Annotated in this window: 11 protein-coding genes; 8 read left to right on the forward strand and 3 right to left on the reverse strand. The window is 62.3% G+C overall.

Annotated features, from left to right (window positions below):
• Window positions 1-48: 48 nt before the first annotated feature.
• The gene (gene acnB, locus AC6H0W_RS08005; RefSeq protein ID WP_497576628.1) at window positions 49-2,646 is read left to right on the forward strand and encodes a bifunctional aconitate hydratase 2/2-methylisocitrate dehydratase; all 2,598 of its coding nucleotides are present in this window, start codon (window positions 49-51) and stop codon (window positions 2,644-2,646) included.
• Window positions 2,647-2,695: 49 nt separating this feature from the next.
• Here the strand turns inward: acnB and AC6H0W_RS08010 are convergent, their stop codons facing one another.
• The 3 genes from AC6H0W_RS08010 to AC6H0W_RS08020 form a co-directional block, all read right to left on the reverse strand.
• Window positions 2,696-3,589, reverse strand: a complete 894-nt coding sequence (locus AC6H0W_RS08010; RefSeq protein WP_497576629.1) for an FHA domain-containing protein — start codon at window positions 3,587-3,589, stop codon at window positions 2,696-2,698.
• 54 nt (window positions 3,590-3,643) lie between these two features.
• Window positions 3,644-4,636, reverse strand: a complete 993-nt coding sequence (locus AC6H0W_RS08015; RefSeq protein ID WP_497576630.1) for an HpcH/HpaI aldolase/citrate lyase family protein — start codon at window positions 4,634-4,636, stop codon at window positions 3,644-3,646.
• 157 nt (window positions 4,637-4,793) lie between these two features.
• Complete coding sequence (locus AC6H0W_RS08020) at window positions 4,794-5,786, reverse strand: malate dehydrogenase (protein ID WP_497576631.1); 993 nt, start codon at window positions 5,784-5,786, stop codon at window positions 4,794-4,796.
• 210 nt (window positions 5,787-5,996) lie between these two features.
• Between AC6H0W_RS08020 and AC6H0W_RS08025 the strand changes: the two genes are divergently transcribed.
• From AC6H0W_RS08025 to gltA, 7 genes are all read left to right on the forward strand, one after another.
• Complete coding sequence (locus AC6H0W_RS08025) at window positions 5,997-6,725, forward strand: GntR family transcriptional regulator (RefSeq protein WP_497576632.1); 729 nt, start codon at window positions 5,997-5,999, stop codon at window positions 6,723-6,725.
• 72 nt (window positions 6,726-6,797) lie between these two features.
• Window positions 6,798-7,184, forward strand: coding sequence for a succinate dehydrogenase, cytochrome b556 subunit (gene sdhC / locus AC6H0W_RS08030; RefSeq protein WP_497576633.1), 387 nt, complete (start codon window positions 6,798-6,800; stop codon window positions 7,182-7,184).
• A complete protein-coding gene (gene sdhD / locus AC6H0W_RS08035) occupies window positions 7,178-7,531 on the forward strand; it encodes a succinate dehydrogenase, hydrophobic membrane anchor protein (RefSeq protein ID WP_497576634.1) in 354 nt (117 codons plus the stop codon). Before sdhC ends, sdhD begins: the two co-directional genes overlap by 7 nt.
• Window positions 7,528-9,321, forward strand: a complete 1,794-nt coding sequence (sdhA, locus tag AC6H0W_RS08040; protein ID WP_497576635.1) for a succinate dehydrogenase flavoprotein subunit — start codon at window positions 7,528-7,530, stop codon at window positions 9,319-9,321. The genes sdhD and sdhA overlap by 4 nt, the downstream gene beginning before the upstream one ends.
• Window positions 9,322-9,339: 18 nt before the next feature.
• Entirely contained in the window at window positions 9,340-10,050 is a 711-nt protein-coding gene (locus AC6H0W_RS08045) for a succinate dehydrogenase iron-sulfur subunit (RefSeq protein WP_497576636.1), read from the forward strand.
• Complete coding sequence (locus AC6H0W_RS08050) at window positions 10,047-10,283, forward strand: FAD assembly factor SdhE (protein WP_497576637.1); 237 nt, start codon at window positions 10,047-10,049, stop codon at window positions 10,281-10,283. Before AC6H0W_RS08045 ends, AC6H0W_RS08050 begins: the two co-directional genes overlap by 4 nt.
• A 58-nt stretch (window positions 10,284-10,341) precedes the next feature.
• Window positions 10,342-11,634, forward strand: a complete 1,293-nt coding sequence (gene gltA / locus AC6H0W_RS08055; protein WP_497576638.1) for a citrate synthase — start codon at window positions 10,342-10,344, stop codon at window positions 11,632-11,634.
• Window positions 11,635-11,710 lie beyond the last annotated feature (76 nt).

Here is an 11,710-nt window from a genome sequence, read left to right on the forward strand (position 1 = left end):
CTACCCCGCCAACCCTGCGGGGCGTTTCTTTCATTTCAAGGATCCCACATGCTGCAAGCCTACCGTGACCACGTCGCCGAACGCGCCGCGCTCGGCATTCCGCCGCTTCCGCTGTCGCGTCAGCAAACCGTCGAGCTGATCGACCTGCTCTCCAGCCCGCCGGCCGGGGAGGATGCCTTTCTGCTCGAACTGCTGACCCATCGCGTACCGGCCGGTGTGGATGACGCGGCCAAGGTGAAAGCGGAGTTTCTCGCCAAGGTGGCGCGTGGCGAACTGCAGTGTGACCTTGTCTCCCGTGCCAAGGCTACAGAACTGCTCGGCACGATGCTCGGCGGTTTCAACATCAAGCCGATGATCGATCTGCTCGGCGACGCTGAGGTAGGCACGATTGCGGCCGAGGGCCTCAAGAAAACCCTGCTGATGTTCGACTATTTCCACGACGTCAAGGATCTTGCCAAGGGTGGCAATGCCAATGCGCAGGAGGTGATGCAGTCGTGGGCCGACGCTGAGTGGTTTACCGGCCGCCCCGAGATTCCGGCTTCGATGAAAGTGACGGTGTTCAAAGTCACTGGCGAAACCAATACGGATGACCTGTCGCCGGCGCCGGATGCATGGTCGCGTCCGGACATTCCGCTGCACGCGCTGGCCATGCTGAAGAACCCGCGTGCCGGCATTGAGCCTGAAGAGGCCGGTACGCGCGGCCCGGTGAAATTTCTGCAGGATCTGCGCGAGCGCGGCAACGTCGTGGCGTATGTCGGTGACGTCGTGGGAACCGGTTCGTCGCGCAAGTCGGCGACCAACTCGGTGCTGTGGTTCACCGGCGAAGACATTCCCTACGTGCCGAACAAGCGCTTCGGTGGCGTGTGTCTGGGCAGCAAGATCGCGCCCATTTTCTTCAACACCATGGAAGATGCCGGCGCCTTGCCGGTCGAAATCGATGTCGGGCAAATGGAGATGGGCGACGAGATCGAGCTGCGCATCGACGCCGCCGCTGCCACCGTCACCGCGTTGAAGAACGGCGAAGTGATCGCCGAGAGTACGCTCAAGACGCCGGTGATTCTCGACGAGGTGCGTGCTGGTGGCCGTATCCCGCTGATCATCGGTCGTGGTCTCACCACGCGTGCTCGCGAGGCACTCGGGCTGCCGCCGTCCACGCTGTTCCGTCTGCCGCAGGCGCCGGCCGATTCCGGCAAGGGCTTCACGCTGGCGCAGAAAATGGTTGGCCGCGCTTGCGGCTTGCCGGCGGGGCAAGGCATTCGCCCGGGCACCTACTGCGAACCGCGCATGACCACGGTAGGCTCGCAGGACACCACCGGGCCGATGACGCGTGATGAGTTGAAAGATCTCGCCTGTCTGGGTTTCTCGGCCGATCTGGTGATGCAGTCGTTCTGCCATACCGCCGCTTACCCCAAGCTGGTGGATGTGCGCATGCATCGCGAGCTGCCGAGCTTCATCACCAACCGTGGTGGCGTGTCGCTCAAGCCGGGTGACGGCGTGATCCACTCCTGGCTCAACCGTCTGCTGATGCCCGATACCGTCGGCACCGGCGGCGACAGCCATACGCGCTTCCCGATCGGTATCTCCTTCCCGGCCGGCTCCGGCCTAGTGGCGTTTGCGGCTGCTACCGGCGTGATGCCGCTCGACATGCCCGAATCGGTGCTGGTGCGCTTCAAGGGCCAGATGCAGCCCGGCGTGACGCTGCGCGATCTGGTCAATGCAATTCCGTACTACGCCATTCAGCAAGGTCTGCTGACGGTCGAGAAGAAGGGCAAGAAGAACATCTTCTCCGGCCGCATTCTCGAAATCGAGGGCTTGCCCGAGCTCAAGGTGGAGCAGGCCTTCGAGCTCTCCGACGCGTCGGCCGAGCGCTCTGCCGCTGGTTGCACGGTGCACCTCGACAAGGCGCCGATCATCGAATACATGCGCTCGAACATCACGCTGATGAAGTGGATGATTGCCAACGGCTACGAAGACAAGCGCACGCTGACGCGCCGCATTCAGGCCATGGAAGCGTGGATCGCCGACCCGCAACTGATGCACGGCGATGCCGATGCCGAGTACGCCGCCGTGATCGAAATCGATCTGGCCGACGTCAAGGAGCCGCTGGTGGCCTGCCCGAACGATCCGGACGACGTGAAGCCGCTGTCCGAAGTGGCGGGCGACACCATCGACGAAGTGTTCATCGGTTCGTGCATGACCAACATCGGCCACTTCCGCGCTGCCGGCAAGGTGCTCGACGGCAAGAGCGATATTCCCACCCGCTTGTGGATCGCGCCGCCGACCAAGATGGACGCGATGATCCTCAACGAAGAGGGCTACTACTCGGTGCTGGGCAAATCCGGTGCGCGCATGGAAATGCCGGGCTGCTCGCTGTGCATGGGCAACCAGGCGCAGATTCGCAAGGGCAGCACGGCCATGTCGACCTCCACGCGCAACTTCCCCAACCGTTTGGGCATTGATACGCGCGTGTATCTGGGCTCAGCCGAACTGGCGGCGGTGTGCGCTTTGATGGGCCGTATCCCGACGCCGGCCGAGTATCTCGCTCAAGTGCAGGTGGTCAATGACAAGGCTGCGGACATCTACCGCTACATGAACTTCGACCAGATCGCGGAGTTCCGTGAAGTGGCCGATAGCGTCGAAGTCTGATCGCAGGCTGCAGCAAACAAACAGGGCGCCATCGGCGCCCTGTTTGTTTTCAGCTGCAGAAAAATTCGATGGCAAACGGCGTTTCGTTGCGACTGCGCCCGAATGACAGCCAGCCTGTGCCGTGCAATACCGCATCTTCCCGGCTGAGGATGAACTCGGGGGCATTGCCTATGGTGACGTAGGTGCCGTTGCTGCTGCGGTCGGATAGCACGAATTTGTTGCCGCGCAGCTCGATTTCGGCGTGCTGGCGCGACGCGCGCTGGTCTTCCAGCACGAGGTCGGAAGTCGGCCCGCGTCCGATGCGCAGCACGGGCCTCCAGGCATTCACCATGCGCCAACCGAGGCTGTAGCGCAGGCGCAGTTCGATGCTCTCTTGCTGCGTCGGGTCGAAACCGAGCACGCTGGTGGTCTCGCCGCCTGGCTCGCAGCGCAGCTCATACAGTTCGACCGGCTGGTTGAGGCCGCGCACCGGGCGCGAGGCCACGGCGGACAGACGCTCACGCCAAGGCGCTCCCATGGCTTCCAGGCTGGTTGCGGTGGTGAGGGCTCGGCCGGCCGATGCCAGTGCGGCGATGCGCGCAGCCAGATTGACGGTTTCGCCGAACACGTCAGTGCCGCTTTGCAGCAAGGGGCCGGTGTGGAAGCCGATGCGCACCCCCAGTGGCTGATTGCCGAGCGTAGGGTTGTCGCGCATTGCGAGGTGAATGCCGATGGCCGAGTCGGCGGCTGCCTCGGGGTTCGAGAAAACGGCCATCAGGCCGTCGCCGGTGTGTTTGACGACGCGGCCACCGCGGTTGGTGACTACTGTGCTGGCGTGTTGCAGGCAGGCAGTGACCACTGAGAACGCCTTGTGATCGCCGCTCTGCTCGTAGAGGCGAACACTGTTCACAACGTCGAGAAAAAGTACCGTGTTCTCAACGGGATGGCTGGTCGGGCTGCTCATGCGCGCATTGTAATGCATCGAAGATGTGCAAAAGTGCACATCGCCGCGTTGATGTCAGGCGAAAAAGCGTCGTTTGGCTTCGCTGTCGATACCCATGCCGGTGGCGTGAGCGCGCGCCAGCAGTTCCCAGTAATAACGGTACGAGGCGCGGTCGTGCAGTTTGCCATCGTGCTGGATCGGGCCCCAGGCCATGTCCTGCGCAGCCAGCAGGATCTCGCTTGCTGCCTGCACTTCGGAGAAGTCCGGGCGCATGGCCTCGACGATCGGCACGATCTGGTTCGGGTGGATGCTCCACATGCGCAGAAAGCCGAATTCGCTGCGTGCACGCAATGCGTCGTTGCGGATGTGCTCGGTGTCGCGTAGTTCGGTGGTGACGTTGTGCGCGGGCACCACGCCGTGAGCCAGAGCAGCCGCCACCATTTCGCACTTGGCGCGCACCACCACCGGGTGAGTGAATTGCCCCGGGCTGACCATGGCGGAGCCGGGCAGGGCGCCATGATGGGCCGAGACGAAATCCATGATGCCGAAGTCCACCGACTCCACGCCGTCGATGGCCACGATCTGCCAGATTTCGCGCAGGGCGCCGTGGGTTTCGATCAGCACGTGGACCGGGATCGGGCGTTCGATGCCGTGTTCGCCTTCGATGCGGCGCAGGGTCTCCACCTGAATGCGCACATCGGCCGCAGAGCGCGCTTTCGGAAGCGTGAGAAAGGCCAGCCGGCAGCCAGCCCCGCGCACCAGAATGTCGAGATCCTGTTGCCACAGCGGGTGGCTCAGATCATGGATGCGTGCGCCGACGCGGCCGAAGCGGTTGTCCGAGCCGGCGGCAATCTCTGCGGCCATCTGCGCATGTGCCGCCTCCGCCCCGGCGTGCGCGCCGTCTTCACAATCCAGCGTCACGTCGAAAATCGGGCCGAGGTCCGCTTGCAGGGCCAGCGCCTTGCGCATGAGTTTTTCCGAGCCGGCGTAGTGGTCAACGGCGGGCAGGATGGGAAAGGGCTTTTCTGCGTCGAACAGAACGTCCGAGGGGTGTTGGGCGGAGGTCATGGTGATTTCTCGATTGCGGCTTGGGCGTATTTTCGCCCGGAATGGCGATCAATGCCCGCTTGGTGTGCTTCGTCTGCAAGCAGGGCGGCCATTTGCCGACTCGCAGGCGAAAAAAAACGCACGGCGCGCCGTGCGTTTTTGGTGTGTGACGCGGCGATCAGCCGAGCAGGTCTTTCACGCCTTCGCGCTCTTCGAGCAGTTCGTCGAGCGTGCGCTTGATGCGCTCTTTCGAGAAGTCGTCGAATTCGAGGCCTTTGACCACTTCGTATTCACCGTTCTTCGTGATGCAGGGTACGCCGAAGATGATGCCTTCGGGTACGCCGTAGCTGCCGTCGGACGGAACGCCCATGGTGACCCATTCACCATGCGAACCCAGCCACCAGTCGCGGATGTGGTCGATGGCGGCGTTGGCGGCCGAGGCGGCCGACGACAGGCCGCGTGCTTCGATGATGGCCGCACCACGCTTGCCGACGGTGGGCAGGAAGGTGTCGCGGTTCCAGGTTTCGTCGTTGATCAGGTCTTTGACGCTGTCGCTTCCCGACGTGACCAGACGGTAATCGGCGTACATGGTGGGCGAGTGGTTGCCCCACACCACCAGCTTCTTCAGGCTGGAAACGTCACGGCCGCTCTTGGTGGCGAGCTGCGACAGCGCGCGGTTGTGGTCCAGGCGCAGCATGGCGGTGAAGTTCTTCGCCGGCACGCGACCGAACTTCTCGGCCGTTTTCATGGCGATGAAGGCGTTGGTGTTGCAGGGGTTGCCGACCACCAATACTTTGCAATCCGGCGAGGCGTGCTGGCCGATGGCCGCGCCTTGAACGGTGAAGATCTTGGCGTTTTCGGAGAGCAGATCCTTGCGTTCCATGCCGGGGCCACGCGGGCGGGCGCCGACCAGCAGGGCAACCTGAGCGTCCTTGAACGCCACGTTCGGGTCGTCACTGGCGGTGATGCCGGCGAGCAGCGGGAACGCGCAGTCTTCCAGCTCCATGATCACGCCAGCCAGCGCCTTTTGCGCCTGGGGCAGGTCCAGCAATTGCAGGATGATCGGTTGATCCTTGCCGAGCATTTCGCCGCTGGCGATACGGAACAGCAGGCTGTAGCCAATCTGGCCGGCGGCACCGGTGACGGCGACGCGAACGGGGGATTTGCTCATTTCAATGCTCCCTCAAAACAGATGTTTGTAGAATCGGACTTGGCCCTGCGAAAGCAAAGAATCTGCCGGAATCACAGTGGCTTCGACGGGCGCGCAGATGTTAGTAGCGGATGCCGCAGATGTCAAAATCAATGAAATCATATCTTATGTCTTATATAAGACAAGAGATGATGGATAGACGTCACAAAATTTTTGTGCTGAAATGCGCCGATGGCTCACGAATCACCCACCTTCAGCCCGCTGTACCGCCAGATCAAAGGCCTGATGATTCAGGCGCTTGAGGCTGGTGAATGGCAGCCGGGGCAGCTCATTCCGAGTGAGCAGGAGCTTGCTGCGCGCTTCGGCGTGTCGCAAGGCACCGTGCGCAAGGCGGTTGATGAGCTGGCCGCCGAGAATCTGTTGATGCGTCGGCAAGGCAAAGGCACCTTCGTGGCCTCCCATCAGGATCCGCGCGCGCTGTTCCGCTTTCTGCGCTTGGTGCCAGAAGATGGCCCGCTGGCCACGCCCGAGAGCCTGCCGCTGGAGTGCTGGCGCGCCAAGGCGGGCAATGAGGCCTCGCGCATGCTGGGCCTGAAGCAGGGCGACCCGATCATCATCGTACGCCGACTGCTGCGCTTTGGTGGCAAACCGGTCGTAGTGGATGAAATCTATCTGCCGGGTGAGCAGTTCCAGGGTCTAACCCTCGAACTCCTGCAATCCTGGAAGAGTTCGCTGTACAGCCTGTTCGAAAACCGTTTCGGTGTGCGCATGATCCGAGCCAGCGAGAGCATTCGGGCTGTTGCGGCGGATCGCTCTGCGGCCGAGGCCTTGAAAGTGCCGGAAGGCAAGCCGCTTCTGTCGGTCGAGCGCGTGACCTATACATACGGTGACAAGCCGGTGGAGTGGCGTCGGGGGTTGTATCTCACCGACGACCACTTCTATCTGAACGAACTGAACTGAAAGATCTGGTCGCAGCTGCAGGCGGCCTCAGTACCTTAGCCTTCAAGGCTGCTTTTCGGGAGGTTGGACGAGATGTCGGATTCAACGGCGCGTAAGCGCCCCAAGTTTCTGGCGCTGCATCAGATACGCTTGCCCTTGCCGGGCATCGTTTCCATCTTGCACCGTGTCAGTGGTGCCGGTTTGTTTCTGATGTTGCCGTTGCTGCTGTGGCTGTTCGATCGCAGCCTGGGCTCGCCGGTGGCCTATGACGCCTACCGTGACGTTGTCTCCAATCCGCTGGTCAAGCTGGTTCTGTTCGGCCTGCTGTGGGCGTACCTGCATCACTTCTGTGCGGGCATCCGCTTCCTGCTGCTCGACGTGCATGTGGGCAGCGATCTTGCCGCCGCGCGCCGCAGCTCTGTGATCGTGCTGGTCGTGAGCGTTGCGCTGACCGTCGCCATCGGGGTGGCTCTATGGTGAAGCGCATTGTCGTCGGTGCTCACTACGGCCTGAAAGACTGGATCGCCCAGCGCGCCACCGCGGTTTATATGGCGTTCTACACCGTGTTGTTCGGCGTGCGCGTGTTGATGCTGCCGGATTTCAGTCATGCCTCGTGGCAAGCCCTCTTCGCGGGCGGCTTCATGGCTTTCACCACCTTCCTGTTCTTCCTGGCGCTGTTCTACCACGCGTGGATCGGTGTCCGGGACATCTTCATGGACTACATCAAACCCACCGGCCTGCGGCTTGCGCTGCACGTCATCGTGGTGTTCCTGCTCGTCGGCTATGCCGGCTGGGCGGCGCAGATTCTCTGGAGGCTGTCGGCGTGACTATTGCGAAGCACACTTTCGACGCAGTGATCGTCGGCGCCGGTGGTGCCGGCTTGCGTGCCGCCCTGCAACTGGCTGAATCGGGCCTGAAAACAGCCGTGCTGACGAAGGTCTTCCCGACGCGCTCGCACACCGTTGCGGCGCAGGGGGGCGTGGCCGCTTCGCTGGGCAACTCCACCGAAGACAACTGGCATTGGCATATGTACGACACCGTCAAAGGGTCGGACTGGCTGGGCGACCAGGACGCCATCGAGTTCATGTGCCGTCGTGCCAACGAGGTGGTCGTCGAACTCGAGCATTACGGCATGCCGTTCGACCGTCTCGACAACGGCAAGATCTACCAGCGCCCGTTCGGCGGTCATTCGCAGAACTACGGCCAGACGCCGGTTTCGCGCTCCTGTGCGGCGGCCGACCGCACCGGCCACGCCATGCTGCATGCGCTGTATCAGCGCAACGTGCGCGCCAACACGCATTTCTTCGTCGAGTGGATGGCGCTGGACCTGATCCGCGACGCCTTCGGTAACGTATTGGGCGTCACCGCGCTGGAAATGGAAACCGGCGAGGTCGCGATCTTCCACAGCCGTGCCACGATCTTCGCCACCGGCGGCGCCGGGCGCATCTACCACAGCTCCACCAATGCCTTCATCAACACCGGCGACGGCTGCGGCATGGCGGCGCGCGCCGGCATCCCGCTTGAGGACATGGAGTTCTGGCAGTTCCACCCGACCGGCGTGGCCGGCGCGGGCGTGCTGATCACCGAAGGCGTGCGCGGCGAGGGCGGAATCCTGCGCAACGCCTCGGGCGAGCGCTTCATGGAGCGCTACGCGCCCAACCTCAAGGATCTGGCCTCGCGCGACGTGGTTTCGCGCGCCATGACCACCGAGATCAACGAAGGCCGTGGTTGTGGCCCGGACAAGGACTACGTGCTGCTCGACATCACGCACCTGGCGCCGGAAACCATCATGAAGCGCCTGCCGGGCATCCGCGAGATCGCCATCCGTTTTGCCGGCGTCGACCCCATCCGCGAGCCGATTCCGGTGGTCCCGACCTGCCACTACCAGATGGGCGGCATTCCGACCAACTACAAAGGCCAGGTGGTCGTTCCGAAGAACGACGACCCCTCCGCGCCGGTGGTCGGCTTCTATGCCGCGGGCGAATGCGCCTGCGCTTCGGTGCACGGCGCCAACCGCCTTGGCACCAACTCGCTGCTTGATCTGCTGGTGTTCGGCAAGTCGGCGGGTGAGACGGTGGTGGAGGACATCGAGTCGGGCAACCTGCCACTGCGCCCGCTGCCGGTGGACGCCTCCGAGCGTTCGATGTCGCGTCTGAACCGCCTCGACAATCAGAAAGACGGCGAGAGCGTGTTCGAGGTGGGCCAGGACATGCGGCGCACCATGCAGAAGCATGCCGGCGTGTTCCGTTTTGCCGATCTCCTCAGCGAAGGTGTCACGCACATGAAGGAAGTTGCGGAACGTGCGCGCCGCACCGAGATCAAGGACAAGTCCAAGGTCTGGAACACTGCCCGCATTGAGGCGCTGGAACTCGACAACCTGATCGAAGTGGCGCGCTCCACCATCGTCTCGGCCGATGCGCGCAAGGAGTCTCGCGGCGCCCACGTGCGCGACGATGCGCCTGATACGCCGGAATTCCCCAACGGCCGCAACGATCACGAATGGCTCAAGCACACGCTGTGGTTCAGCGAGGGCGACCGCCTCGAATACAAGCCGGTGAACCTCAAGGCATTGAACGAGGACACCAAGCCGATCGCGCTCGCCAAGCGCATCTACTGAGTGCCGGAGAACGATGACATGAGTACTCGCGAACTCCAGTTCAAGATTTATCGCTACGACCCTGATCGTGACGAAAAGCCGTGGATGCAGGACATTTCCGTTGAGCTTGATCCGGCGGACAAGAAACTGCTCGATGCGCTGGTGCGCCTCAAGGCCAAGGACGACTCGCTATCGTTCCGCCGCTCGTGCCGCGAAGGCGTGTGCGGCTCGGATGCCATGAACATCAACGGCAAGAACGGTCTGGCTTGCATGACCGACATTGCCGATCTGAAGCAGCCCGTGGTGCTGCGCCCGTTGCCGGGCCTGCCCGTCATTCGCGACTTGATCGTCGACATGACGCAGTTCTTCAAGCAATACCACTCAATCAAGCCGTACCTGATCAACAACGACGCAGCGCCCGAGCGCGAGCGCCTGCAGTCGCCCGAAGATCGCGATGAGCTCAACGGCCTGTACGAATGCATTCTGTGCGCATGCTGTTCCACGGCCTGCCCGTCGTTCTGGTGGAACCCCGACAAGTTCGTGGGGCCGGCCGGTCTGCTGGCCGCGTATCGCTTCATCGCGGACACGCGTGATCAGGCCACCAGCGAGCGTTTGGATAACCTCGAAGATCCGTATCGCCTGTTCCGCTGCCATTCAATCATGAACTGCGTGGATGTCTGCCCGAAGAGCCTGAACCCGACCAAGGCCATCGGCAAGATCAAGGACTTGATGGTGCAGCGCGCCGTATGACGAGCCCGAAAGGCCGTGTTCGCTGGCATTGCCGCAGGGCGCTTCTGGAACTCGATCTTGTTCTTGAGCGCTTTATTGAGCGACACTTGGACGGTCTTGACGACGTACAGCTGGCGAATCTCGAGGATTTGTTGCTCTGCGAAGACCATGAGCTCTGGGCCATGGTGAATGGCAGCGAGGCATGTCCGGAAGAGCGCTGGAAAGAAATCATCGCGCTGCTGCAGCGGCTGTGACGCCGCAGCGGGCAGACGCCGACAACAAGAAATATTTGGCAAGCATAAGGGAAAGACAATGAGCAATGAACGTAATGCAACGCTGACCGTGGACGGGAAAACCTACAATTTCCCGATCCTGAGCGGCACGCACGGCAACGATGTCATCGACATCCGCAGCCTCGGTGGCCAGACCGGTCTGTTCACCTACGACTCAGGCTTCCTCTCGACGGGCAGCTGCAAATCCTCGATCACGTTCATTGACGGTGACAAGGGCGAACTGCTGTATCGCGGTTACCCCATCGAGCAGCTTGCCGACAAATGCAGCTTCCTCGAGGTCGCCTATCTGCTGCGCAAAGGCGAACTGCCCAACGAAACGCAAAAGGCCGAGTTCGAGCGTTCCATCAAGAACCACTCGATGCTGCACGATCAGCTCATGCGCTTCTACAACGGCTTCCGCCGTGATGCGCACCCGATGGCCATCATGGTCGGCATCGTCGGCGCGCTTTCGGCCTTCTACCACGAAGCCATGGATTTCTCGGACGAAGAGCACCGCACCATGTCGGTGTATCGCCTCATCGCCAAGCTGCCGACCATCGTCGCCATGGCGTACAAGTACAACACCGGGCAGCAGTTCATGTTCCCGCGCAACGACCTGAGCTACTCCGAGAACTTCATGCACATGATGTTCGCCACCCCGTGTGAGGAGTACAAGCCGAACCCGGTGGTCGCACATGCGCTCGACGTCATCTTCACGCTGCATGCCGATCACGAGCAGAACGCCTCGACCTCGACCGTGCGTCTGGCCGGCTCGTCGGGCGCCAACCCGTTCGCCTGCATCTCGGCCGGCATCGCATGTCTGTGGGGCCCGGCCCACGGTGGTGCCAACGAAGCCTGCCTCAACATGCTCGAAGAGATCGGCGACGTGTCGCGCGTGGGTGAATACATCAAGCGTGCCAAGGACAAGGACGACCCGTTCCGCCTGATGGGCTTCGGTCACCGCGTCTACAAGAACTACGACCCGCGCGCCAAGCTGATGCGCAAGGTCTGCTACGACGTGCTGGGCGAACTCGGTCTGGAAAACGACCGTCTGTTCAAACTGGCGATGGAACTCGAGCGCATCGCGCTGGAAGACGAGTTCTTCGTCGAGCGCAAGCTTTACCCGAACGTGGATTTCTACTCCGGCATCGTCCAGAAGGCGATCGGCATTCCCACTTCGATGTTCACCTGCGTGTTCGCCCTGGCGCGTACCGTCGGCTGGATCACCCAGTGGGAAGAAATGATCACCGATCCGGAATACAAGATCGGGCGTCCGCGTCAGCTGTACACCGGTGCAGCGCGTCGCGACGTCCCCGACATGGCCAAGCGATGAACGCCATGTCGCAGGAGCAGGAAGCTGCCTGCCATTCCTGATTCTTAGACGGGATGGCCGCGCTGTGCGGTCGTCC

This window comes from Pseudazoarcus sp. NS20 (assembly GCF_059703745.1).